This is a genomic window from Pseudomonas sp. GM78 (assembly GCF_000282475.1).
Taxonomy (GTDB): domain Bacteria; phylum Pseudomonadota; class Gammaproteobacteria; order Pseudomonadales; family Pseudomonadaceae; genus Aquipseudomonas.
Genome location: NZ_AKJF01000073.1, coordinates 1 through 24,100, shown reverse-complemented (window position 1 = coordinate 24,100; position 24,100 = coordinate 1). Strand labels below are relative to the sequence as shown.

20 protein-coding genes, 1 tRNA gene and 1 riboswitch are annotated in these 24,100 nt (G+C 60.2%); of the genes, 19 read left to right on the top strand and 2 right to left on the bottom strand.

Annotated elements, in window-relative coordinates:
* Positions 1 to 414: 414 nt before the first annotated feature.
* On the bottom strand, positions 415 to 678 hold the full coding sequence (locus tag PMI35_RS20350; RefSeq protein ID WP_008058016.1) for a DUF2790 domain-containing protein: 264 nt from the start codon (positions 676 to 678) through the stop codon (positions 415 to 417).
* A 451-nt stretch (positions 679 to 1,129) separates the two neighbouring features.
* On the opposite strand from PMI35_RS20350, the gene acs reads away from it, so the two are divergent.
* From acs to astE, 14 genes are all read left to right on the top strand, one after another.
* Positions 1,130 to 3,085, top strand: a complete 1,956-nt coding sequence (gene acs / locus PMI35_RS20355; protein WP_008058014.1) for an acetate--CoA ligase — start codon at positions 1,130 to 1,132, stop codon at positions 3,083 to 3,085.
* A 681-nt stretch (positions 3,086 to 3,766) separates the two neighbouring features.
* Positions 3,767 to 4,543, top strand: coding sequence for an ABC transporter substrate-binding protein (locus PMI35_RS20360; RefSeq protein WP_008058012.1), 777 nt, complete (start codon positions 3,767 to 3,769; stop codon positions 4,541 to 4,543).
* A 92-nt stretch (positions 4,544 to 4,635) separates the two neighbouring features.
* Positions 4,636 to 5,325, top strand: a complete 690-nt coding sequence (locus PMI35_RS20365; RefSeq protein ID WP_008058010.1) for an ABC transporter permease — start codon at positions 4,636 to 4,638, stop codon at positions 5,323 to 5,325.
* The gene (locus PMI35_RS20370; protein ID WP_008058008.1) at positions 5,322 to 6,020 is read left to right on the top strand and encodes an ABC transporter permease; all 699 of its coding nucleotides are present in this window, start codon (positions 5,322 to 5,324) and stop codon (positions 6,018 to 6,020) included. Before PMI35_RS20365 ends, PMI35_RS20370 begins: the two co-directional genes overlap by 4 nt.
* A 1-nt stretch (position 6,021) precedes the next feature.
* Positions 6,022 to 7,134, top strand: coding sequence for a M14 family metallopeptidase (locus PMI35_RS20375; RefSeq protein ID WP_008058007.1), 1,113 nt, complete (start codon positions 6,022 to 6,024; stop codon positions 7,132 to 7,134).
* 27 nt (positions 7,135 to 7,161) lie between these two features.
* Entirely contained in the window at positions 7,162 to 7,926 is a 765-nt protein-coding gene (locus PMI35_RS20380; RefSeq protein WP_007971015.1) for an ABC transporter ATP-binding protein, read from the top strand.
* A 112-nt stretch (positions 7,927 to 8,038) separates the two neighbouring features.
* A complete protein-coding gene (argR, locus tag PMI35_RS20385) occupies positions 8,039 to 9,019 on the top strand; it encodes a transcriptional regulator ArgR (RefSeq protein ID WP_008058004.1) in 981 nt (326 codons plus the stop codon).
* A gap of 327 nt (positions 9,020 to 9,346) precedes the next feature.
* Complete coding sequence (locus PMI35_RS20390; protein WP_008058002.1) at positions 9,347 to 10,567, top strand: aspartate aminotransferase family protein; 1,221 nt, start codon at positions 9,347 to 9,349, stop codon at positions 10,565 to 10,567.
* A 193-nt stretch (positions 10,568 to 10,760) separates the two neighbouring features.
* Complete coding sequence (gene aruF, locus PMI35_RS20395; protein WP_008058001.1) at positions 10,761 to 11,780, top strand: arginine/ornithine succinyltransferase subunit alpha; 1,020 nt, start codon at positions 10,761 to 10,763, stop codon at positions 11,778 to 11,780.
* A 73-nt stretch (positions 11,781 to 11,853) separates the two neighbouring features.
* A complete protein-coding gene (astA, locus tag PMI35_RS20400) occupies positions 11,854 to 12,879 on the top strand; it encodes an arginine N-succinyltransferase (protein WP_008057998.1) in 1,026 nt (341 codons plus the stop codon).
* Complete coding sequence (gene astD, locus PMI35_RS20405; protein ID WP_162831844.1) at positions 12,876 to 14,345, top strand: succinylglutamate-semialdehyde dehydrogenase; 1,470 nt, start codon at positions 12,876 to 12,878, stop codon at positions 14,343 to 14,345. Before astA ends, astD begins: the two co-directional genes overlap by 4 nt.
* A gap of 160 nt (positions 14,346 to 14,505) precedes the next feature.
* Positions 14,506 to 15,852: an N-succinylarginine dihydrolase gene (gene astB, locus PMI35_RS20410; RefSeq protein ID WP_008057985.1), complete on the top strand. Its 1,347-nt coding sequence runs from the start codon at positions 14,506 to 14,508 to the stop codon at positions 15,850 to 15,852.
* A 61-nt stretch (positions 15,853 to 15,913) separates the two neighbouring features.
* The gene (locus PMI35_RS20415; protein ID WP_008057983.1) at positions 15,914 to 16,204 is read left to right on the top strand and encodes a hypothetical protein; all 291 of its coding nucleotides are present in this window, start codon (positions 15,914 to 15,916) and stop codon (positions 16,202 to 16,204) included.
* Positions 16,205 to 16,216: 12 nt separating this feature from the next.
* Entirely contained in the window at positions 16,217 to 17,227 is a 1,011-nt protein-coding gene (gene astE, locus PMI35_RS20420; RefSeq protein ID WP_008057982.1) for a succinylglutamate desuccinylase, read from the top strand.
* 131 nt (positions 17,228 to 17,358) lie between these two features.
* Here the strand turns inward: astE and PMI35_RS20425 are convergent, their stop codons facing one another.
* Positions 17,359 to 17,871, bottom strand: a complete 513-nt coding sequence (locus tag PMI35_RS20425) for a 6,7-dimethyl-8-ribityllumazine synthase (protein WP_008057981.1) — start codon at positions 17,869 to 17,871, stop codon at positions 17,359 to 17,361.
* A 102-nt stretch (positions 17,872 to 17,973) separates the two neighbouring features.
* A riboswitch (FMN riboswitch) is annotated at positions 17,974 to 18,145 on the bottom strand.
* 196 nt (positions 18,146 to 18,341) lie between these two features.
* Here PMI35_RS20425 and ltaE point away from each other — a divergent pair.
* The 5 genes from ltaE (at position 18,342) to PMI35_RS20450 (ending at position 23,977) form a co-directional block, all read left to right on the top strand.
* Complete coding sequence (ltaE, locus tag PMI35_RS20430) at positions 18,342 to 19,346, top strand: low-specificity L-threonine aldolase (protein WP_008057980.1); 1,005 nt, start codon at positions 18,342 to 18,344, stop codon at positions 19,344 to 19,346.
* Positions 19,347 to 19,492: 146 nt separating this feature from the next.
* Positions 19,493 to 22,114, top strand: coding sequence for an alanine--tRNA ligase (gene alaS, locus PMI35_RS20435; RefSeq protein ID WP_008057979.1), 2,622 nt, complete (start codon positions 19,493 to 19,495; stop codon positions 22,112 to 22,114).
* Positions 22,115 to 22,205: 91 nt separating this feature from the next.
* On the top strand, positions 22,206 to 23,447 hold the full coding sequence (locus PMI35_RS20440) for an aspartate kinase (RefSeq protein ID WP_008057978.1): 1,242 nt from the start codon (positions 22,206 to 22,208) through the stop codon (positions 23,445 to 23,447).
* Between the two features lie 188 nt (positions 23,448 to 23,635).
* Positions 23,636 to 23,824 (top strand): carbon storage regulator CsrA, encoded by a 189-nt coding sequence (csrA, locus tag PMI35_RS20445; protein WP_002554426.1) that lies wholly within the window; start codon positions 23,636 to 23,638, stop codon positions 23,822 to 23,824.
* A gap of 62 nt (positions 23,825 to 23,886) precedes the next feature.
* A tRNA-Ser gene (locus PMI35_RS20450) sits at positions 23,887 to 23,977 on the top strand.
* Positions 23,978 to 24,100 lie beyond the last annotated feature (123 nt).

Below are 24,100 nucleotides of genomic sequence, written 5' to 3'. Positions count from 1 at the left end.
TTTTGTACGGGGGTTCCGAGAGCCACTGATGGGCGCAATCAGCATCGAATGCTGTTGCGGGGCTTCAGACTGGCTTTTCATCCCTGTAAGGGGATATTGCAGGCCCGTTTAAGGCCGCATTATAGGGAAATTTTCAGGGGCGTGGTGGGGCGAATCCGCGCATGGAGCGGTCGAGAGGGCGGGTTTTTCGGTCGGAGCGAGGGTTTACAGGGCTTTGGCGGGTGAAGATTTTTTTTCGTAAAAATGCCGGGGTAGCGGTTTTGTTCAAAAAGTAGGCAGAAAATGGCCTTTTTCACTACATCTTGTGTTTCTGGGCGTTTTTTGAACAGTCCAGACACAACTGAGCCCGACGTCAGCCGGGCTGGAATCGACCTTCAGCAAGCCGCTGAGCAGGCCGGATTCGGCGCAGTCAGATCAGCCGCTGGAGCAGCCGTTACCCATGACGCTGTAACGCAGGATATGGCGTTGGCCCTTGGAATCGTCATATTCCATTTTCATCGGGACAACTTCACACACATTGGGGACTTCGCTCATTGAAATAACTTTGGCGATGTCCAGGTGCATCGAGTAAGTGTAATCCTCGATGGCCGGTTGTTGCTGCGCGACATCAGTCTGGGCCTCGTCTGCCATGGCGGTTGCGCACAGGCTGCTGAGGGCCAGAACCAATAAAGCTTTCATCTAGTGTTTACCTTTTTGAAGTCGAGTGGGGTCACGCAACCTTTTTGGGGTTGCGTGTGTATCTGACTACTTGGGTTTGGGTTAACTGCCTTCGTGGGGGCTGTAACTTGGTTAACTCAGTTTGCCGGGTTGGCGGAGCGAATTTTAGGCGTGGGGGTGGGATTCATATAGGCGTGGTTTTGATAAACACCTTTGACGGATTTTGTAACAATCCCTGGATGGCCTTTGATAATGCGTGTTGGCTGGTGCCCCGTGGTGTTCTCGGGTTTTTCGCGAGCAGGCTCGCTCCCACAGGGGGAGGGGGGAAGTTGGGACATTTGTTCCAGACGTGGTTTGCGGTTATCAGGACGTTTTGTATGGGCTTGTTACTACCATCGTCGAATGGTTCTATAGGCCCCGCCCGGATAAAACAGGGTCATACAAAAACAACTATTCCACCGAGGTAAGAAAGATGAGTGCGGCTTCCCTGTATCCCGTTCGTCCCGAGGTTCTGGCCAATACCCTGACCGACGAGGCGACCTACAAGGCCATGTACCAGCAGTCAGTCGTCAACCCGGACGGCTTCTGGCGCGAGCAAGCCAAGCGCCTCGACTGGATCAAGCCTTTCACCACGGTGAAGCAGACCTCATTCGACGATCACCATGTCGACATCAAGTGGTTCGCCGACGGCACCCTGAACGTTTCCTACAACTGCCTGGACCGGCATCTGGCCGAGCGTGGCGATCAAACCGCGATCATCTGGGAAGGCGACGACCCTTCCGAAAGCCGTCACATCACCTACCGCGAACTGCACGAACAAGTCTGCAAGTTCGCCAACGCCCTGCGTGGCCAGGACGTGCACCGCGGCGACGTGGTGACGATCTACATGCCGATGATCCCCGAAGCCGTGGTCGCCATGCTGGCCTGTACCCGCATCGGCGCGATTCACTCGGTGGTGTTCGGCGGTTTCTCGCCGGAAGCCCTGGCCGGTCGCATCATCGACTGCAAATCCAAGGTGGTGATCACCGCCGACGAAGGCATTCGTGCCGGCAAGAAGATTCCGCTCAAGGCCAACGTCGATGACGCCCTGACCAACCCGGAAACCAGCAGCATCCAGAAAGTCATCGTGTGCCAGCGCACCGGCGGCGACATCAAGTGGAACCAGCACCGCGACATCTGGTTTGAGGACCTGATGAAAGTGGCGGGCACCGTGTGCGCGCCGAAAGAGATGGGCGCCGAGGAAGCGCTGTTCATCCTCTACACCTCCGGTTCCACCGGCAAGCCGAAGGGCGTGCAGCACACCACCGGCGGCTATCTGTTGTACGCGGCCATGACCCACGAGCGCGTGTTCGACTACCGCCCGGGTGAAATCTACTGGTGCACCGCCGACGTCGGCTGGGTCACCGGCCACAGTTACATCGTCTACGGCCCGCTGGCCAACGGCGCGACCACGCTGCTGTTCGAAGGCGTGCCGAACTATCCGGACATCACCCGGGTGGCGAAGATCGTCGACAAGCACAAGGTCAACATCCTCTACACCGCGCCGACCGCGATCCGCGCCATGATGGCGGCGGGCACGGCGGCCGTCGAAGGTGCCGATGGCAGCAGCCTGCGCCTGCTGGGTTCGGTGGGTGAGCCAATCAACCCGGAAGCCTGGGACTGGTACTACAAGAACGTCGGCCAATCCCGTTGCCCGATCGTCGACACCTGGTGGCAGACCGAAACCGGCGGCAACATGATGAGCCCGTTACCAGGTGCTCACGGCCTCAAGCCGGGTTCGGCGGCACGTCCGTTCTTCGGCGTGGTGCCGGCCCTGGTGGACAACCTGGGCAACATCATCGAAGGCGAGGCCGAGGGCAACCTGGTGATTCTCGATTCGTGGCCGGGCCAGGCGCGCACGCTGTATGGCGACCATGATCGTTTCGTCGACACCTACTTCAAGACCTTCCGCGGCATGTATTTCACCGGTGACGGCGCCCGCCGCGATGCCGATGGTTACTACTGGATCACCGGTCGCGTGGACGACGTACTCAACGTCTCCGGGCACCGCATGGGCACCGCCGAGATCGAAAGCGCGATGGTCGCGCACCCGAAAGTTGCCGAGGCGGCGGTGGTCGGTGTGCCGCACGACATCAAGGGCCAGGGTATTTATGTCTACGTCACCCTGAACGCTGGCGAAGAGACCAGCGAGCAATTGCGCCTGGAGCTGAAGAACTGGGTGCGTAAAGAGATCGGCCCGATTGCTTCGCCGGATGTGATCCAGTGGGCGCCGGGGCTGCCGAAGACGCGCTCGGGCAAGATCATGCGGCGGATTCTGCGCAAGATCGCGACGGCTGAGTACGATGGGTTGGGGGATATTTCCACCCTGGCTGATCCGGGAGTGGTGCAGCATTTGATTGATACGCACAAGACGATGAATGTGGCGTAAGTCGCGTTCCTGAGTCGCCGAAGCCCTGCCAGGTGTGAGCCTGGTGGGGCTTTTTGTTGCCTGGGGTTTTTGTGTTGGCTGTATTGGCCTCATCGCGAGCAGGCTCACTCCCACAGGGTTTTGTGTCCACCAAAGATCCCTGTAGGAGTGAGCCTGCTCGCGATGGCGATCTATCAGGCACCCCATAAACAACAACCAATAATTATCGGCTTCCCCTGTAGGCCCTTTCCCACTGTTACCTGTCACTTTTCAAGTAACTGAATGTGTAACCGCTCGGCGCGGATACGGGGCATTGGGAAACGCAAAATGCCGGCAATGGTGCATTTGTGGTGCTCAAAAAAATAACAGCCCACGCCAAGCTTGCCGGATTAGAAGGGTTTGCCAATAATAGGCCCGCAACTTGCAATATTGATCGGTTCACTGTCTTTTGCTCTTGCATGATTTTGCAAGGCTGTCAACGTGCCCGGGCGGCTTTCTCGGTGCTTCTGTAATTAGTTGTCGCATTGAAGAAATATCGGCTTCGGGCCTGTCGTTAGAATGCCGATCACTCGCTCGTCGTTGCCTGTGTTGAATTTCAACACCCGCATCCCCGGACGCAGCAACGCTTTCCGGTTCCACTCATTCGCATATTGGGCTGTCGCTCACTCTGCCGTTTTAGCCCTTTACCGATGGAGTCCCAAGATGAAGAAACTCGTGCTGCTTGGCGCCCTGGCAATGTCCGCCGTGCTGTCCCTGCCATCCTTCGCCGATGAAAAACCCCTGAAGATCGGTATCGAAGCGGCTTACCCTCCGTTCGCTTCCAAAGCACCGGACGGCAGCATCGTTGGTTTCGACTACGACATCGGTAACGCCCTGTGCGAAGAGATGAAGGTCAAGTGCGTGTGGGTCGAGCAAGAGTTCGACGGTCTGATCCCGGCACTAAAGGTGCGCAAGATCGACGCGATCCTGTCGTCCATGTCGATCACTGAAGATCGCAAGAAGTCCGTGGATTTCACCAACAAGTACTACAACACCCCGGCTCGCCTGGTGATGAAGCAAGGCACTCAGGTCAGCGAAGGCCTGACCGAGCTCAAGGGCAAGAACATCGGCGTGCAACGTGGTTCGATCCACGAGCGTTTCGCCCGCGAAGTGCTGGCCCCGCTGGGTGCCGAGATCAAGCCTTACGGTTCGCAGAACGAAATTTATCTCGACGTGGCCGCCGGCCGCCTCGACGGCACCGTGGCAGACGCTACCCTGTTGAATGACGGCTTCCTGAAAACCGACGCCGGTAAAGGTTTCGCCTTCGTGGGCCCGGCCTTCACTGACGTCAAATACTTCGGCGACGGTGTAGGAATCGCGGTTCGCAAGGGCGACGCGCTGAAAGACAAGATCAACACCGCGATCGCTGCCATCCGCGAGAGCGGCAAGTACAAGCAAATCCAGGACAAGTACTTCGATTTCGACATTTACGGCAAGTAAGTACGTCGCAACGACCAGTCCGAAATGGCGCAAGCAACAGGATCTCTGAGGTTTGCGCCATTTTTTCATCTCAACTTTCGAGGACCTGAATCATGTTGAAAGGCTACGGGGCTGTCATCCTCGATGGCGTTTGGCTGACGCTTCAGCTCGCCTTGTCGTCCATGGCCCTGGCCATTGTCCTGGGCCTGATCGGCGTGGCACTGCGTCTGTCGCCGGTGCGCTGGCTGGCCTGGCTGGGCGATCTGTATTCCACGGTGATCCGCGGCATTCCCGACCTGGTGCTGATCCTGCTGATTTTCTACGGCGGCCAGGACCTGCTCAACCGCGTCGCTCCGATGCTGGGCTATGACGAATACATCGACCTGAACCCGTTGGCCGCCGGTATCGGCACCCTGGGCTTCATCTTCGGTGCGTACCTGTCGGAAACCTTCCGTGGCGCGTTCATGGCGATCCCCAAGGGTCAGGCTGAAGCGGGCATGGCCTACGGCATGAGCAGTTTCCAGGTGTTCTTCCGGGTGCTGGTGCCGCAGATGATTCGCCTGGCGATTCCGGGTTTCACCAACAACTGGCTGGTACTGACCAAGGCTACCGCGCTGATTTCGGTGGTGGGCCTGCAAGACATGATGTTCAAGGCCAAGCAGGCGGCAGACGCTACCCGCGAGCCTTTCACCTTCTTCCTCGCAGTGGCGGCGATGTACCTGGTGATCACCAGCGTCTCGTTGCTGGCATTGCGTCACCTCGAGAAGCGCTACTCGGTAGGCGTAAGGGCGGCTGAGCTATGATCTTCGACTACAACGTCATTTGGGAGGCCTTGCCGCTGTACCTCGGCGGCCTGGTGACCACCCTCAAGTTGCTCGCGCTGTCGCTGTTCTTCGGCCTGCTCTGTGCGTTGCCGCTGGGCTTGATGCGCGTCTCGAAAAACGCCGTGGTCAACATGTCGGCGTGGCTCTACACCTACGTGATCCGCGGCACGCCGATGCTGGTGCAGCTGTTTTTGATCTACTACGGTCTGGCGCAGTTCGAAGCCGTACGGGAAAGCTTCCTGTGGCCGTGGCTGTCCAGCGCCACGTTCTGTGCCTGCCTGGCGTTCGCCATCAACACCAGCGCCTACACCGCTGAAATCATCGCCGGCAGCCTGCGGGCCACGCCGAACGGTGAGATTGAAGCGGCCAAGGCCATGGGTATGTCGCGGGTCAAGATGTACAAGCGCATCCTGCTGCCGTCGGCCCTGCGCCGGGCGTTGCCGCAGTACAGCAACGAAGTGATCATGATGTTGCAGACCACCAGTCTCGCGTCCATCGTGACCCTGATCGACATCACCGGTGCCGCGCGCACGGTCAACGCCCAGTTCTACCTGCCGTTCGAGGCGTACATCACCGCCGGCGTGTTCTACCTGTGCCTGACCTTCATCCTGGTGAAGCTGTTCAAGATGGCCGAGCGCCGCTGGTTGGGCTACCTGGCCCCGCGGAAGCACTGATATGGAACGCATCGATCATGCATTGCCGTGGAGCCACTTGGGCAGCGAACGCCGAATTTCGGTATTCCGCTTCGGCAATGGCGAGCGCAAGGCCTACATCCAGGCCAGCCTGCACGCCGATGAATTGCCGGGCATGCGCACGGCCTGGGCGCTGAAAAAGCGCCTGGCCGAACTCGAAGCCCAAGGCTTGCTCAACGGTGTGATCGAGTTGGTGCCGGTGGCCAATCCACTGGGTCTCGGTCAGTTGCTGCAGGGCAATCATCAAGGGCGTTTCGAGGCCGGTAGCGGCAAGAATTTCAACCGCGATTTCGTTGAGTTGAGCGCGCCAGTGGCGGCGCAACTTGATGGGTACCTGGGGGATGATCCCCACGCCAATATTCGTTTGATTCGCCAGGCCATGAGTGATCACCTGGTGGCATTGCCAGAGGCGAGCAGTCAGTTGCAAGGCATGCAACGCGTTCTGCTCAGCCACGCCTGCACCGCCGATGTGGTGCTGGACCTGCATTGCGATGCCGAAGCGGCGTTGCACATGTACGCCTTGCCGCAGCACTGGCCGCAGTGGCGTTCGCTGGCGGCGCACCTGGATGTGAAGGTCGGCCTGCTGGCGGAAGATTCCGGCGGCAGTTCCTTCGATGAAGCCTGTTCGCTGCCGTGGTTGCGTCTGGCGCGCCTGTTCCCGGACGCGCAGATTCCACTGGCATGCCTGGCGACTACCATTGAATTGGGTGGCCAGGCCGACACCGGCCGTGCGGAATCCGAGGCTCACGCCGAAGGCATCCTGGCGTTCCTCGCCGAGCAGGGCCTGATCAGTGGGGAGTGGCCAAACGCGGCGCACGAACCTTGCGAAGGCCTGCCGTTCGAAGGCACCGAACTGCTGTTCGCGCCGCATCCTGGCGTGGTGAGTTTCCTGCGCAAGCCCGGTGAATGGGTTGAGGCGGGCGATGAGATTTTCGAAGTGATCGATCCGCTGGCGGATCGGGTCAGCACGGTGTGTGCTGGTACGTCCGGGGTGCTGTTTGCCATTGAACGGCTGCGTTACGCCCAACCCGGTTTCTGGCTGGCCAAGGTGGCGGGGCGCGAAGCGCTGCGTCACGGGCGCTTGCTCAACGACTGACTGACTGTTTTTGTGAGAACCGACCGCATGTACAAGCTTGAAGTCCAAGACCTGCATAAACGCTATGGCAGTCACGAAGTGCTCAAGGGCGTGTCCCTGAAGGCGGCGGCCGGCGATGTGATCAGCATCATCGGCTCCAGTGGCTCCGGCAAGAGTACCTTCCTGCGCTGCATCAACCTGCTGGAGCAGCCGCACGCGGGCAAGATCCTGCTCAACAACGAAGAGTTGAAGCTGGTGGCGAACAAGGACGGCGCGCTGAAGGCCGCCGACCCGAAACAGCTGCAACGCATGCGTTCGCGCCTGTCGATGGTGTTCCAGCACTTCAACCTGTGGTCGCACATGACCGCGCTGGAAAACATCATGGAAGCGCCGGTGCACGTACTCGGAGTGTCCAAGGCCGAAGCTCGCGAAAAAGCCGAGCACTACCTGAATAAAGTGGGCGTCGCTCATCGTAAGGATGCTTACCCGGGCCACATGTCCGGCGGCGAACAGCAGCGCGTGGCGATTGCCCGTGCGCTGGCGATGGAGCCTGAGGTGATGCTGTTCGACGAACCGACCTCGGCCCTCGACCCGGAACTGGTCGGCGACGTGCTGAAGGTCATGCAGGCCCTGGCCCAGGAAGGTCGGACCATGGTCGTGGTGACCCACGAAATGGGCTTCGCCCGTGAAGTGTCGAACCAGTTGGTGTTCCTGCACAAAGGTGTCGTCGAAGAAAGCGGCAACCCGCGTGAGGTGCTGGTCAATCCACAGTCCGAACGTCTGCAACAATTCCTTTCGGGCAGCCTTAAGTAATCGCTCCCGTTACGCACCAAATTAGGTCATGCTGCGCAGCGCGCGCCAGATGGTCTAATTTGGTTGCAGCCGCTTTGGCTTCTAACACTGTTTTCGTTTCGGATTGCCCGCCATGACTGCCCATCGAATAGGTTTCCTGATTTGGCCCAGCACAAAAGCACTGACGCTTGCGCTGGCTGAGGAGGCCTTGCGGGTTGCCCAGCGTGTGCATCCGGATGTGGTCTACGAGCTGTCGTTCTTGCAGGCCGAACCACCGACCGAAAGCGCCTGGCAATTACCGGGTGAGGCATGGGCCGGCAAGCTGGAAAACTTCCAGAAACTGTTCCTGCTCGCCGACGAACCACCGACCAGTCTCGCCCCTGCACTGAGCAGTGCGCTCAAGCAGCTGGTGCGTGCCGGTTGCGTGATCGGCGGGCTGTCGGCCGGTGTTTATCCGTTGGCGCAACTGGGTTTGCTCGACGGTTACCGCGCCGCGGTGCACTGGCGCTGGCAGGATGATTTCGCCGAACGCTTCCCGAAAGTCATCGCCACCAGTCATCTGTTCGATTGGGATCGCGATCGCCTGACCGCGTGTGGCGGCATGTCGGTGCTCGACTTGCTGCTGGCGGTACTGGCTCGCGATCATGGCGCCGAGTTGGCCGGAGCGGTGTCCGAAGAATTGGTGGTCGAGCGGATCCGTGAGGGCGGTGAGCGCCAGCGCATTCCGCTGCAGAACCGCCTGGGTTCCAGCCATCCGAAGCTCACCCAGGCGGTGTTGCTGATGGAAGCCAACATCGAAGAGCCGCTGACCACCGACGAAATCGCCCAGCATGTGTGCGTGTCCCGTCGGCAACTGGAGCGAATCTTCAAGCAATACCTCAACCGCGTGCCGAGCCAGTACTACCTGGAACTGCGCCTGAACAAGGCCCGGCAGATGCTGATGCAAACCAGCAAGTCGATCATCCAGATCGGCCTGTCCTGCGGCTTCTCCTCGGGGCCGCATTTCTCCAGCGCCTACCGCAACTTCTTCGGCGCCACGCCGCGCGAAGATCGCAACCAGCGACGCAGCAGCAGCCCGTTCGAATTGTCGTCAGTTCCGTCGGAACGCGGCTAGCTCCAGAGCCAGCTGATCAGGCGCCATCCCCTGTAGGAGCTGCCGCAGGCTGCGATCTTTTGATCTTGAAAATCGAAATCAAAAGATCGCAGCCTGCGGCAGCTCCTACAGGGACATCGGTTTCCCGCAGAACTGCCTATAAGCGCTCGCGACAGTTTAAACTGCGCCTTTGCGACCCTATTTGTCGCATTGCCATAAACCCGGGAAAAACCGGGTTTTGCGCTATAAGAAGTTGTCGCTTGGCGGCAAGGCCGGGCTGAAAACTGTCCTTACAATCCCCCCATCGCTCGCCAGTTTCAGGCGGGTGTTCCTCTTCAGGAGACTCCGATGTCCGTTGAGCACGCTGCGGTAGAACGCGCCGATTTCGACCAGGTAATGGTTCCCAACTATGCACCAGCCGCCTTCATTCCCGTGCGTGGCGCCGGTTCCCGCGTTTGGGACCAGTCCGGTCGCGAGCTGATCGACTTCGCCGGCGGGATCGCCGTCAACGTATTGGGCCACGCGCATCCGGCGCTGGTCGGTGCCTTGACCGAGCAGGCCAACAAGCTGTGGCACGTGTCCAACGTGTTCACCAATGAGCCGGCCCTGCGCCTGGCCCATAAGCTGGTCGATGCCACCTTTGCCGAGCGTGCCTTCTTCTGCAACTCCGGCGCCGAAGCCAACGAGGCCGCCTTCAAGCTGGCCCGTCGTGTCGGTTTCGACCGCTTCGGCAGCGAGAAATACGAAATCATCGCCGCGCTCAACAGCTTCCACGGCCGTACCCTGTTCACCGTCAACGTCGGTGGCCAGTCGAAGTACTCCGATGGCTTCGGTCCGAAAATCACCGGCATCACCCATGTGCCGTACAACGACCTGGCCGCGCTGAAAGCCGCCATTTCCGACAAGACCTGCGCCGTGGTACTGGAGCCGATCCAGGGCGAGAGCGGCGTGATCCCGGCCGAACTCGAATACCTGCAAGGTGCCCGCGAACTCTGCACCGCGCACAACGCACTGCTGATCTTCGACGAAGTGCAAACCGGCATGGGCCGTACCGGCCATCTGTTCGCCTACCAGCATTACGGTGTGATTCCGGACATCCTGACCAGCGCCAAGAGCCTGGGCGGCGGTTTCCCGATCGCGGCCATGCTGACTACCGAAGACCTGGCCAAGCACCTGGTCGTCGGCACCCACGGCACCACCTACGGCGGCAACCCGTTGGCGTGCGCTGTCGCTGAAGCTGTAATCGATGTGATCAACACCCCTGAGGTGCTGGCCGGCGTCAACGCCAAGCACGACAAGTTCAAGGCGCGCCTGGAGCAGATCGGCGAGAAGTACGGCCTGTTCACCCAGGTGCGTGGCATGGGCCTGTTGATCGGTTGCGTGCTGAGCGATGCCTGGAAAGGCAAGGCCAAGGACATCTTCAACGCCGCTGAAAAAGAAGGCCTGATGGTGCTGCAAGCCGGCCCGGACGTGGTGCGTTTCGCGCCAAGCCTGGTGGTCGAAGACGCGGACATCGACGAAGGCCTGGACCGTTTCGAACGTGCCGCGGCAAAACTGACGCAAGCCTGATAGACCCTTCGACGCCTGATCGTTCAGGCGTCGAACCCAATTTTTATGCCGGTCCCGCTTTTCTGTAGGAGCGAGCCTGCTCGCGATGGTGTGTCAGTCGACACCGTGGTGCCTGACACACCATCGCGAGCAGGCTCGCTCCTACAAGGGGGCCGGCTTATTTTCCTCAAGAGTATGAGAAAGGAGTGACACCATGCTGGTGATGCGCCCCGCGCAAATGGCTGATCTGGGCGAGGTACAGCGTCTGGCTGCGGACAGCCCGATTGGTGTCACTTCCTTGCCGGATGACGTTGAACGCCTGAGCGACAAGATCGCCGCGAGCGAAGCCTCGTTCGCCGCCGAAGTCAGCTTCAACGGTGAAGAGAGCTATTTCTTCGTGCTTGAAGACACGGCCACCGGCAAGTTGGTGGGCTGTTCGGCGATCGTGGCCTCGGCGGGGTATTCCGAGCCGTTCTACAGTTTCCGTAATGAAACCTTCGTGCACGCCTCCCGCGAGCTGAAGATCCATAACAAGATCCACGTGCTCTCGCAGTGCCACGACTTGACGGGCAACAGCCTGCTGACCAGTTTCTACGTGCAGCGCGAGCTGGTGGGTTCGCCTTGGGCCGAGCTCAATTCCCGTGGTCGCCTGCTGTTCGTCGCCAGCCACCCGGAGCGCTTCGCCGATTCGGTGGTGACCGAGATCGTCGGCTACAGCGATGAAAATGGCGACTCGCCGTTCTGGGATGCCATCGGTCGCAACTTCTTCGACCTCAACTACGCCGAAGCCGAGCGTCTGTGTGGCCTGAAGAGCCGGACCTTCCTCGCCGAACTGATGCCGCATTACCCGATCTACGTGCCGCTGCTGCCGGACTCCGCTCAGGAAGCCATGGGCCAGGTGCACCCTCGGGCGCAGATCACCTTCGACATCCTGATGCGCGAAGGCTTCGAAACCGATCACTACATCGACATCTTCGATGGCGGCCCGACCCTGCATGCCCGTGTCTCGGGGATCCGTTCGATCGCCCAGAGCCGCGTGGTGCCGGTGAAGATCGGTGAGCCGGTCAAGGGTGCCGGTCGTCAGTACCTGGTGGCCAATGCCCAGTTGCAGGATTACCGCGCAATCATGCTCGAGCTCGATTATGCGCCGGGCAAACCCGTGACCCTGGATCTGGAAGCGGCCGAAGCCCTGGGCGTCGGTGAAGGTGCCAGCGTGCGCCTGGTGGCGGTTTAACGCCTGCTTCAAAAAATGCCTGAAAAGCGGCGAGTTTCACGGGTGGCGCAAGCGGCCCGATTGAGGAGATAGCATGATCGTTCGTCCCGTACGCAGCAGCGATTTACCCGCTCTGATCGACCTGGCCCGCAGCACCGGCACCGGCCTGACCACCTTGCCGGCTAACGAAGAGCGCCTGGCCCACCGGGTCGGCTGGGCCGAGAAGACCTTCCGCGGCGAAGCCGGGCGGGGCGATGCGGACTACCTGTTCGTGCTCGAAGACGACAACGGCCGAGTGGTGGGCATTTCCGCCATCGCCGGCGCCGTGGGCCTGCGTGAGCCCTGGTACAACTTCCGGGTCGGCTTGACGGTCAGCGCTTCGCAAGAGCTGAACATCTATCGCGAGATCCCCACGCTGTTCCTGGCCAACGACCTGACCGGCAACTCGGAGCTGTGCTCGCTGTTTTTGCATGCCGATTACCGCAGTGGCCTCAACGGCCGCATGCTGTCCAAGGCGCGGATGCTGTTCATCGCCGAGTTCCCGCAACTGTTCGGCAACAAGATCATTGCCGAGATGCGCGGGGTTTCCGACGCAGCCGGGCGTTCGCCGTTCTGGGAAAGCCTGGGTCGGCACTTCTTCAAGATGGAATTCAGTCAGGCGGACTACCTGACCGGCGTGGGCAACAAAGCCTTCATTGCCGAGCTGATGCCGAAGTTTCCGCTGTACACCTGCTTCCTGTCGCCCGATGCGCGCAACGTGATTGGTCAGGTGCACCCGGACACCGAGCCTGCCTTGTCGATGCTCAAGAGCGAAGGCTTCAGCTATCAGGGCTACGTCGACATCTTCGATGCGGGCCCTGCCATCGAGTGCGAAACCGGCAAGATCCGCGCGGTGCGCGACAGCCAGGCGCTGGTGCTGGCCGTCGGCACGCCGGGTGACGACGCGACGCCGTTCATCATTCACAACCGCAAGCGCGAAGACTGCCGCATCACTGCCGCTCCGGCACGTCTGGCCGCCGGCACCCTGGTGGTCGACCCGCTGACCGCCAAACGTCTTCAACTCAACGCTGGCGATCAAGTGCGCGCCGTGGCGTTGTCCGCTGCTCGGGAGTCGAAATAATGAAGTCGCTATACATTGCAGGTGAATGGCTGGCAGGTGGGGGCGAAGCCTTCGAGTCGCTGAACCCTGTGACCCAGCAAGTGCTGTGGTCCGGCACCGGTGCCACCGCTGATCAGGTCGAGTCGGCCGTGCAGGCTGCGCGTCAGGCGTTCCCGGGCTGGGCCCGTCGCACTCTGCAAGAACGTATTTCGTTGCTGGAAGCTTTCGCCGCGGCGTTGAAGAACAACGCTGACGAACTGGCTCGCACTATCGGTGAGGAAACCGGCAAGCCCCTGTGGGAATCGGCCACCGAAGTCACCAGCATGGTCAACAAGATTGCGATCTCGGTGCAGAGCTACCGTGAACGCACTGGCGAGAAGAGCGGCCCGCTGGGCGACGCCACCGCGGTGCTGCGTCACAAGCCGCACGGCGTGGTGGCGGTGTTCGGCCCTTACAACTTCCCCGGCCACTTGCCCAACGGGCATATCGTGCCGGCGCTGTTGGCCGGTAACACCGTGCTGTTCAAACCGAGTGAGCTGACGCCGAAAGTCGCCGAGCTGACGGTCAAGTGCTGGATTGAGGCCGGTTTGCCGGCGGGCGTGCTGAACCTGCTGCAGGGTGCCCGCGAAACCGGTATCGCCCTGGCGGCGAACCCGGGCATCGACGGCCTGTTCTTCACCGGTTCCAGCCGCACGGGCAATCACCTGCACAATCAATTCGCCGGCCGTCCGGACAAGATCCTGGCGCTGGAGATGGGGGGCAACAACCCGCTGGTGGTGGATGAGGTCGCCGATCTCGATGCCGCTGTCTACACCATCATCCAGTCTGCCTTCATCTCTGCCGGCCAGCGCTGCACCTGTGCTCGCCGCTTGCTGGTGCCGCAAGGCGCCTGGGGCGATACATTGCTGGCGCGTCTGGTGGCGGTCAGCTCGTCGATTGAAGTCGGCGCATTCGACCAGCAACCGGCGCCCTTCATGGGCTCGGTGATTTCCCTAGGCGCGGCGAAAGCGTTGATGGATGCCCAGGAGCATTTACTGGCCAACGGCGCCGTGGCGCTGCTGGAAATGACCCAGCCTCAGTCCCGCGCCGCCTTGTTGACCCCAGGGATTCTGGACGTCACGGCAGTAGCCGATCGCCCGGACGAAGAGCTGTTCGGTCCGTTGTTGCAGGTGATCCGCTACGCTGATTTTGAAGCGGCGATCGCTGAAGCCAACGACACCGAATATGGCCTGGCGGCCGGCCTGCTGTCGGATTCCGAAGCGCGCTACCAGCAGTTCTGGCTGGAAAGCCGCGCGGGCATCGTCAACTGGAACAAGCAATTAACCGGTGCGGCCAGCAGTGCGCCATTCGGTGGCGTCGGCGCCTCGGGCAACCATCGGGCCAGCGCCTATTACGCGGCGGATTACTGCGCGTACCCGGTGGCCTCGCTGGAAACCCCGAGCCTGGTGTTGCCCGCAGCGCTCACGCCTGGCGTGAAGATGGCGTGATGCCCATCGCCAGCAGGCTGGCTCCCACAGGTTAGGTGGTGTTCACACATTTTGTGTACCACGCTATCACTGTGGGAGCCAGCCTGCTGGCGATGGCCGCGCCTCGGTCTCAAATCTCGTTACTGAAGCCATAACAACAGATTCTCGTGGAGCCTCGCTGATGAAATCCTATGAAGTCAATTTTGACGGTCTAGTGGGGCCGACCCATAACTACGGCGGCCTGTCCTACGGTAACGTCGCGTCCCAGAGCAACAGCCAGCAGTCTTCCAATCCCAAGGAAGCGGCGCTGCAAGGCCTGGCGAAGATGAAAGCGCTGATGGACATGGGCTTTCAACAAGGCGTGCTGGCGCCACAAGAACGCCCGGACGTGGCGGCACTGCGTCGCCTGGGTTTTAGCGGCACCGACGCTCAAGTCATCGAGCGCGCCGCCAAGGAAGCCATGCCATTGCTGGTCGCCAGTTGCTCGGCATCGAGCATGTGGGTAGCCAACGCCGCCACCGTCAGCCCGAGCGCCGACACCGCGGATGGCCGCGTGCATTTCACCGCCGCCAACCTCAATTGCAAGTATCACCGCAGCATCGAACACCCGACCACCAGTCGCGTGCTGGGCGCCATGTTCGCCGACCAGAAACACTTCGCCCACCACGCCGCCTTGCCGGCCGTGGCGCAGTTCGGTGACGAAGGCGCGGCCAACCACACGCGTTTCTGCCGCGAATACGGCAAAGCCGGTGTCGAATTCTTCGTGTTCGGTCGCAGTGCCTTCGATACTCGCTACCCGGCACCGCAGAAATACCCGGCGCGCCAGACCCTCGAAGCGTCCCAGGCGGTCGCTCGCCTGCACGGCCTGAGCGATGACGGCGTGGTCTACGCCCAGCAGAACCCGTCGGTGATCGACCAGGGCGTGTTCCATAATGACGTGATCGCGGTTGGTAATGGCGAAGTGCTGTTCTATCACGAGGACGCGTTCCTCGAGACTGACAAGATGCTCGCCGAATTGCAGGGCAAACTCGCCAAGGTCGGTGGGAAATTTCAATCGGTGTGCGTACCGCGTTCCGCGGTCAGCGTGGAAGACGCGGTTCGCTCCTACCTGTTCAATAGCCAGCTGCTGACGCGTCCTGACGGCTCCATGCTGTTGATCGTGCCGGAGGAATGCCATGGCAACGAGCGCGTATGGCAATACCTGCAGGGTTTGACCAGCTCCGGCGGCCTGATCCGCGAAGTGAAAGTCTTCGATCTCAAGCAGAGCATGCAGAACGGCGGTGGCCCTGCTTGCCTGAGGTTGCGTGTCGCGCTCAACGAAACCGAGCTGGCGGCCGTCAACCCAGGGGTTATCATGACGGCACCGTTGTACGGCACTCTGACCGAATGGGTCGAGAAGCACTACCGCGACCGCATGACCGAAAACGATCTGGCGGACCCGCAATTGCTGCTTGAGTGCCGGACGGCACTGGATGAACTGACACAAATCCTTAAACTGGGCGCGGTTTATCCATTCCAGATCAATTGATCGACGGCGCGCTTTCGGGCCCGACAGCGCGCCGCTTCATCTCAAACGAGAGCGTATTTACATGAGCGACAAACTGCAGCTGATCCTTGAAGACACCGACGGCACGCAACTGGAAACGTCCTGCACCCGCGTCGCGGTCATGTGGCAAGGCAAAGAGCTGTGGATCCAGCACGATGGCCGTGGCCAATTGCTGATCGGCGTGGACGTCGAAGAAGGCGACGCCGAATACGCCAACCTGCTGCTGCGCCCATTGGCGACTAATCTGGTAAGTCTGCAACTGGAGATGGAACCGGCTGACCTCGGCGACGACGAGGAACACGTCCACGGCCCGGATTGCAATCACGACCATTAAGGAAACCGCTCTATGCTCGCCCTCGGCAAACTGCTTGAACTGACCCTCGCCGGCCGCGAACCGGCGGAGAAGACTCAACTGACTGTCGAAGGCGTGCGCATGCGCTGGTTGAGCGAAGGTGCGCTGGAAGTGCGGCCACCGCTGGCTCGCGACAATGGCCTGGACCTGCTGTTATCGGCCGGTATCCATGGCAACGAAACAGCGCCGATCGAGCTGCTCGATCGCCTGTTGCATGACATCGCCCGCGGCGACCTGAAACCGCGTGCCCGTATTCTGTTCCTGTTCGGTAACCCTGAAGCCATTCGCAAGGGCGAGCGTTTCGTCGAGCAGGACGTCAATCGGTTGTTCAACGGCCGTCACGAACAAAGCAGTGGCTCCGAAGCGCTACGCGCCTGTGAACTGGAGCGCCTGGCGGCCAGTTTCTTCAGCCTGCCGGATCGTCAACGGCTGCACTACGATTTGCACACGGCGATTCGCGGCTCGAAAATCGAGCAGTTCGCCTTGTACCCCTGGAAAGAAGACCGCCAGCATTCGCGCCAGGAACTGGCCCGGCTGCGCGCCGCGGGCATGGAGGCGGTGCTGCTGCAGAATAAGCCGTCCATCGTCTTCAGTTCCTATACCTACGACAAGCTCGGTGCCGAGTCCTTCACCCTTGAACTGGGCAAGGCGCGGCCGTTCGGGCAGAACGACGGGGTGAACGTCTCGCTGCTGGAAAACCGTCTCAAGCAGATCATCGAAGGCACCGAGCCCGAGTTGGCGGAAGAGGCGCTGGACGGTTTGCAGCTGTTCAGCGTGGCACGGGAAATCATCAAGCACAGCGACAGTTTCCGCCTGAACCTGCCAGTGGACATCGAGAATTTTTCGGAACTGGAAGTGGGTTACCTGCTGGCGGAAGACATCGCCAATACCCGCTGGATCATCGAGGAAGAGGGCGCCCGGATCATCTTCCCGAACCCCAAGGTGAAGAATGGCTTGCGTGCGGGCATCCTGATCGTGCCAACCACCGACGAAAACCTGGCCTGACCCAAACCTCAGGCTCACCATAAAACCTTGTGGGAGCGGGCTTGCCCGCGATAGCGGTTTGTCAGTAACAAAAATATCGACTGACGGTCCGCCATCGCGGGCAAGCCCGCTCCCACAGTTTTTTGAGGTGTTTAGACTGCTACGGCACGCGGCTCAGTGCGACGCAGGCTACGAATCTTCAGCAACGTATCCGCACACGTCTTCGCTGCTTCCTGACCCTTATGCACGAAATGCTCGAAGAAGAACTTATGATGCAGTTCTTCACCCGCATGAAAGTGGTGCGGGGTCAGCGATACCGAGAACACCGGCACCTCAGTTTCCAGTTGCACCTGCATCAGGCCGCTGACCACCGACTGGGCAACGAACTCGTGGCGGTAGATCCCGCCGTCCACCACCAGGGCGGCCGCGACGATGCCGGCATAACGGCCGGTCTTGGCCAGCAACTTGGCGTGCAGGGGCATTTCAAAGGCGCCGCCGACTTCGAAGAAGTCGATATCTGATTCCTGATAACCCTGGGCAATCATTTCGGCGACGAAGCCTTTACGGCTCTGGTCGACAATGTCCTTGTGCCAGCAGGCCTGGATGAACGCAACGCGTTCGCCGTGATGGTGTTTGCTTTTGCTGTCGATTGCGGTGGGTTGCATGTTCTGATTCCTGTTTGTGTGAAAAACAGGGCTTATGAATCGAATGGGATTTAAGGGTACGCACGCTCGCACGAGTGCCTGCGGACGGCCCTTTTGCGCCAATCCCGTTCTCTCTTCATCCGGACTATGACCGTCGGCCCCGGGATCACACCGGGTCTGCTGACCTTGTCGCCATGCACGGCAAAGGCCGTGTCTGCCACCAAGCGCTCGCGGGCTATGCGTGTTGCACGCAATTACCGCCGGTGGGGAGTTGCACCCCGCCCTGAGAACGTTTTGCCGCCAGATAGTTAGGCGGCGAAGCTTTTTTATCACAAATTTCTCATCTGTGCATGGCTGCTATTGGATGATTGCCATCGACTTTTTCGTCGAATAGGGAGGTCGTTTGCTCTCCAAGGGTTGAATATGGGTTGGCATGACCGCAGTACTTCCCGTCTGAAAGGGATTTTCCCCTGCTAACCGAGGCCAGATTCATGAGCGTTATCGATCTTCGCAGCGACACCGTCACCCAACCCACCCCTGGCATGCTCGACGCGATGGCCACCGCCGTCACCGGTGACGACGTGTATGGCGAAGACCCGCCGGTCAAACGACTGGCAGCCGAACTGGCCAATCGCCTGGGTTTTGCCGCGGCACTGTTCGTCCCCACGGGCACCATGAGCAACCTGCTGGGCTTGATGGCCCATTGCGAGCGCGGTGACGAATACATCGTCGGCCAACAGGCTCACACCTATAAGTACGAAGGCGGCGGGGCGGCGGCGCTCGGTTCGATCCAGCCACAGCCGCTGGAAGTGCAGGCCGATGGCTCGCTGGACCTTTCGCAGGTGGCGGCGGCGATCAAGCCGGACGACTTCCACTTTGCCCGCACCCGTTTGCTGGCGCTGGAAAACACCATGCAGGGCAAGGTCCTGCCCCTCGAATACCTGGCCCGGGCCCGCAGTTTTACCCGAGAGCACGGGTTGCAACTGCACCTGGACGGGGCGCGGCTGTACAACGCTGCGGTCAAGCTGGGTGTCGATGCACGGGAGATCACCCGGCATTTCGACTCCGTCTCGGTGTGCCTGTCAAAAGGCCTGGGCGCGCCGGTGGGTTCGGTGTTGTGCGGTTCGGCAGAGCTGATCGGGAAGGCTCGGCGCCTGCGCAAGATGGTCGGCGGCGGCATGCGCCAGGCTGGGATCCTGGCAGCGGCGGGCCTGTACGCGCTGGACCATAACGTCCAGCGCCTGGCCGACGACCACGCCAACGCCCAATTGCTGGCGCAAGGCCTGCGTGCAGCAGGTTTTGAGGTCGAGCCGGTGCAGACCAACATGGTTTACGTTGCCATGGGCGACAAGGCCGAAGCACTCAAGTCATTTGCCGCCGAACGCGGGATCAAGCTCAGTGCTGCCGCTCGTCTGCGCATGGTCACGCATATGGACGTCAGCGCTGCGCAAATCGAGCAGGTCGTCGCGACATTCGTCGACTTTTCCAGTAAGTGATAGCGTTAACGCTCCAATTGACCGTTTCTATCGTATAAACACGCTGTACCCCGCGCGCAGGGCCGATATAATGCGGCCCTTTGCCGTCGTTTCGTCTGTTGACGTTTCGAACAGGCCTTTGGCCGCAGCCTCCGTGGAAGAACCTAATGAAAAGCGCAGAAATCCGTGAAGCCTTCCTTCGCTTCTTCGAAGAGCAAGGCCACACCCGTGTAGCCTCCAGCTCTTTGATTCCGGGCAACGACCCAACCCTGCTGTTCACCAACGCGGGGATGAACCAGTTCAAGGACTGCTTCCTGGGCCAGGAAAAGCGCGCGTACACCCGCGCCGTCAGCAGCCAGAAATGCGTGCGCGCTGGCGGCAAGCACAACGACCTGGAAAACGTCGGTTATACCGCTCGTCACCACACCTTCTTCGAAATGCTGGGTAACTTCAGCTTCGGTGACTACTTCAAGCGTGACGCCATCACCTACGCCTGGAACTTCCTGACTTCCGACAAGTGGCTGAACCTGCCGAAGGAAAAGCTCTGGGTCACCGTCTACGCCAGCGATGACGAGGCGTACGACATCTGGACCAAGGAAATCGGGGTTCCGGCCGAGCGCATGGTTCGCATCGGCGACAACAAGGGCGCGCCGTACGCGTCCGACAACTTCTGGACCATGGGCGATACCGGCCCGTGCGGTCCTTGCACCGAGATTTTCTACGATCACGGCGCCGACATCTGGGGCGGCCCACCGGGCTCGCCCGAAGAAGACGGCGACCGCTACATCGAAATCTGGAACAACGTGTTCATGCAGTTCAACCGCACCGCCGACGGCGTGTTGCACCCGCTGCCAGCACCGTCGGTGGACACCGGCATGGGCCTGGAGCGGATCAGTGCCGTGCTGCAGCACGTTCACTCGAACTATGAAATCGATCTGTTCCAAAGCCTGCTGAGCGCATCGGCCAAGGCCATCGGTTGCACCAACGACGCCCAGGCTTCCCTGAAAGTCGTGGCTGACCACATTCGTTCCTGCGGTTTCCTGATCGCCGACGGCGTGCTGCCGTCCAACGAAGGTCGTGGTTACGTGCTGCGCCGCATCATTCGTCGCGCTTGCCGTCATGGCAACAAGCTGGGCGCCAAGGGCAGCTTCTTCTACCAGATCGTCGCGGCCCTGGTCGCCGAGATGGGCGAAGCCTTCCCGGAATTGAAATCCCAGCAGTCGCACATCGAGCGCGTGCTGAAAGCTGAAGAAGAGCAGTTCGCCAAGACCCTGGAGCAGGGCCTGAAAATCCTCGAGCAGGATCTGGCCGAACTGAAAGGCGACGTGGTACCGGGCGACGTGGTGTTCAAACTCTACGACACCTACGGTTTCCCGATGGACCTGACCGGCGACATCGCTCGCGAGCGCAGCCTGACCATCGACGAAGCAGGTTTCGAGCGCGAAATGGAAGCCCAGCGCGTCCGTGCCCGTTCGGCCAGCTCCTTCGGCATGGACTACAACAGCCTGGTCAAGGTTGATGTGGACACCGAGTTCACCGGCTACACCGCTCACAGTGGCTCGGCAAAAATCGTTGCTCTCTATAAAGACGGGCAATCGGTCGACGTCTTGAATGAAGGCGACGAGGGTGTGGTCATCCTGAACCAGACGCCGTTCTATGCCGAATCCGGTGGTCAGATCGGTGATTGCGGCTTCCTCCAGGCTGGCACTGCACGTTTCGACGTGCGCGACACCACCAAGACCGGCGGCGCGTTCCTGCACCACGGTATTCTGGATTCGGGCAGCCTGATCGTCGGTGCTCCGGTCGAGACTCATGTCGATGCCGAAGTGCGTCACGCGACGTCGCTGAACCACTCGGCGACTCACTTGTTGCACGCTGCATTGCGCCAGGTGCTGGGCGATCACGTCCAGCAGAAAGGCTCGTTGGTCGACAGTCAGCGCCTGCGCTTCGACTTCAGTCACTTCGAAGCCATCAAGCCTGAACAGCTGAAAGCGCTGGAAGACATCGTCAACGCCGAGATTCGCAAGAACTCCGAAGTTGAAACCGAAGAAACCGATATCGAAACCGCCAAGCAGAAAGGCGCCATGGCGCTGTTCGGCGAGAAATACGGCGACAACGTGCGCGTGCTGAGCATGGGCGATTTCTCCGTCGAGCTGTGTGGCGGTATCCACGCCAACCGAACCGGCGACATCGGCCTGCTGAAAATCATCAGCGAAGGCGGTGTGGCTTCCGGCGTGCGTCGTATCGAAGCGGTGACAGGCGCTGCAGCACTGGCTTACCTGAACGCTGCGGAAGAGCAACTCAAGGAAGCGGCCAGCCTGGTCAAGGGCAGCCGAGACAACCTGATCGACAAGCTGTCGGCTGTGCTGGAGCGCAACCGTCTGCTGGAGAAGCAACTCGAGCAGTTGCAAGCCAAGGCCGCCAGTGCGGCGGGTGACGACCTGTCGGCGCAAGCCCTGGACGTCAAGGGCGTGAAAGTGCTGGCCGTGCGTCTGGACGGGCAGGATGGCAAGGCGCTGTTGGCGCTGGTTGATCAACTGAAAAACAAACTCGGCCGCGCAGTGATCCTGCTCGGCAGTGTCCATGAGGAAAAGGTCGTTCTGGTTGCAGGCGTAACCAAAGACCTGACTGGCCAACTCAAAGCCGGTGATTTGATGAAACAGGCCGCTGCGGCAGTGGGCGGGAAGGGCGGTGGTCGTCCAGACATGGCGCAAGGCGGCGGTACCGACGCTGGCGCCCTTGATGCGGCACTGGCGCTGACCGTTCCGTTTGTAGAGCAGGGTTTATAAGGCAGTGCCTGCGTCCCGCAGTCTAGTGGCGGGGCGCAATGCTGTTTGAGTGATTATTTGGGCGCCCTTCATGGGCAGAGGCGGCTTTGAAATGGCTTTGATCGTACAGAAATTTGGAGGCACCTCGGTCGGCACCGTCGAGAGAATCGAGCAGGTTGCCGACAAGGTTAAGAAATTCCGCGATGCCGGCGATGACCTGGTGGTTGTGCTGTCTGCAATGAGCGGCGAAACCAACCGTCTGATCGATCTGGCCAAGCAAATCAGTGGCGGCGATCAACCGGTTCCTCGCGAGCTGGACGTGATCGTCTCCACCGGTGAGCAGGTGACGATTGCCCTGTTGGCCATGGCGTTGATGAAGCGCGGTGTGCCAGCGGTGTCCTACACCGGCAACCAGGTACGGATCCTGACGGATAGCGCACACAACAAAGCGCGTATCCTGCAGATTGACGACCAGAAGATTCGCGGTGACCTGAAGGCCGGTCGCGTGGTGGTTGTCGCCGGTTTCCAGGGCGTCGACGAGCACGGCAACATCACCACCCTTGGTCGTGGCGGTTCCGACACCACCGGTGTGGCCCTGGCAGCGGCCCTGAAGGCTGACGAATGCCAGATCTACACTGACGTCGATGGCGTCTACACCACCGACCCGCGCGTCGTGTCCGTGGCCCAGCGCCTGGACAAGATCACCTTCGAAGAGATGCTGGAAATGGCCAGCCTCGGTTCCAAGGTGCTGCAGATCCGTGCGGTGGAGTTCGCCGGCAAGTACAACGTCCCGCTGCGCGTATTGCACAGCTTCAAGGAGGGTCCGGGCACCCTCATTACTATTGATGAAGAGGAAACCATGGAACAGCCGATCATTTCCGGTATCGCTTTCAACCGCGATGAAGCCAAGCTGACCATCCGTGGCGTGCCAGACATCCCGGGCGTTGCCTTCAAGATTCTCGGCCCGATCAGCGCCGCGAACATCGAAGTGGACATGATCGTGCAGAACGTCGCGCACGATAACACCACCGACTTCACCTTCACCGTGCACCGCAACGACTACCAGGCGGCGCAAACCGTGCTGGAGAAAACTGCTGGCGAGCTGGGTGCCCGTGAAGTCATCGGCGACACCAAGATCGCCAAGGTGTCGATCGTCGGCGTTGGCATGCGTTCCCACGCAGGCGTTGCCAGTCGCATGTTCGAAGCGCTGGCCAAGGAAACCATCAACATCCAGATGATCTCTACCTCGGAAATCAAAGTCTCCGTGGTGATCGAAGAGAAGTACCTGGAACTGGCTGTGCGCGCCTTGCACACGGCTTTCGAACTGGACGCACCGGTCCGCCAGGGCGAGTGATGCGTTTGCCAAAGGGCGCGGTCTGACCGCGCCCTTTGTTTTTTTGCAAGGCGCGACCCCAAGGCTGTTCTTTTGCTCGCGCTGGTCAATACTCAGGCATGTAGGCCTTCGACCATTTTGGTTGTAGGTCGAGTGCCTTTTTTTTGCAGACTGTTGTCCCTGAAAATGTAATGCGTGAGGAGAAAGGTATGCTGATTCTGACTCGTCGGTGCGCAGAAAGCCTGATTATTGGTGATGGCGAAATCACCGTGACCGTGCTCGGCGTCAAAGGAAATCAAGTGCGCATCGGTGTCAACGCCCCGAAAGAGGTTGCTGTCCACCGTGAGGAAATTTACCTGCGTATAAAGAAAGAGAAGGACGAAGAACCAAGCCATTAATTTTTATCGTTTTTTATGTTTGCAAACGGGGAAAAGGTTGGTTAAGATACGCCCCGTGTTGCGGAGAGCTGGCCGAGTGGCCGAAGGCGCTCCCCTGCTAAGGGAGTACACCTCAAAAGGGTGTCGGGGGTTCGAATCCCCCGTTCTCCGCCATTATTTGCGTAGTACGTTGTAATCTGGCTTTTTCGGTAAGTTGTTGAAATTACTAGAAAAAGTGTTTGACATAGAGATTAGACGGCCTATAGTGCGCGGCAACAAATGCACTCGTAGCTCAGC

Bases quoted from the DNA above. Each gene is read 5' to 3' on its own strand.
- PMI35_RS20370 (WP_008058008.1), top strand. From the start codon at position 5,322: ATGATCTTCGACTACAACGTCATTTGGGAGGCCTTGCCGCTGTACCTC.
- argR (WP_008058004.1), top strand. From the start codon at position 8,039: ATGACTGCCCATCGAATAGGTTTCCTGATTTGGCCCAGCACAAAAGCA.
- alaS (WP_008057979.1), top strand. From the start codon at position 19,493: ATGAAAAGCGCAGAAATCCGTGAAGCCTTCCTTCGCTTCTTCGAAGAG.
- PMI35_RS20375 (WP_008058007.1), top strand. From the start codon at position 6,022: ATGGAACGCATCGATCATGCATTGCCGTGGAGCCACTTGGGCAGCGAA.
- astB (WP_008057985.1), top strand. From the start codon at position 14,506: ATGAAATCCTATGAAGTCAATTTTGACGGTCTAGTGGGGCCGACCCAT.
- PMI35_RS20365 (WP_008058010.1), top strand. From the start codon at position 4,636: ATGTTGAAAGGCTACGGGGCTGTCATCCTCGATGGCGTTTGGCTGACG.
- PMI35_RS20425 (WP_008057981.1), bottom strand. From the start codon at position 17,871: ATGCAACCCACCGCAATCGACAGCAAAAGCAAACACCATCACGGCGAA.
- PMI35_RS20380 (WP_007971015.1), top strand. From the start codon at position 7,162: ATGTACAAGCTTGAAGTCCAAGACCTGCATAAACGCTATGGCAGTCAC.
- acs (WP_008058014.1), top strand. From the start codon at position 1,130: ATGAGTGCGGCTTCCCTGTATCCCGTTCGTCCCGAGGTTCTGGCCAAT.
- astE (WP_008057982.1), top strand. From the start codon at position 16,217: ATGCTCGCCCTCGGCAAACTGCTTGAACTGACCCTCGCCGGCCGCGAA.
- astA (WP_008057998.1), top strand. From the start codon at position 11,854: ATGATCGTTCGTCCCGTACGCAGCAGCGATTTACCCGCTCTGATCGAC.
- PMI35_RS20390 (WP_008058002.1), top strand. From the start codon at position 9,347: ATGTCCGTTGAGCACGCTGCGGTAGAACGCGCCGATTTCGACCAGGTA.
- csrA (WP_002554426.1), top strand. From the start codon at position 23,636: ATGCTGATTCTGACTCGTCGGTGCGCAGAAAGCCTGATTATTGGTGAT.
- PMI35_RS20350 (WP_008058016.1), bottom strand. From the start codon at position 678: ATGAAAGCTTTATTGGTTCTGGCCCTCAGCAGCCTGTGCGCAACCGCC.
- ltaE (WP_008057980.1), top strand. From the start codon at position 18,342: ATGAGCGTTATCGATCTTCGCAGCGACACCGTCACCCAACCCACCCCT.
- PMI35_RS20440 (WP_008057978.1), top strand. From the start codon at position 22,206: ATGGCTTTGATCGTACAGAAATTTGGAGGCACCTCGGTCGGCACCGTC.
- aruF (WP_008058001.1), top strand. From the start codon at position 10,761: ATGCTGGTGATGCGCCCCGCGCAAATGGCTGATCTGGGCGAGGTACAG.
- PMI35_RS20360 (WP_008058012.1), top strand. From the start codon at position 3,767: ATGAAGAAACTCGTGCTGCTTGGCGCCCTGGCAATGTCCGCCGTGCTG.
- PMI35_RS20415 (WP_008057983.1), top strand. From the start codon at position 15,914: ATGAGCGACAAACTGCAGCTGATCCTTGAAGACACCGACGGCACGCAA.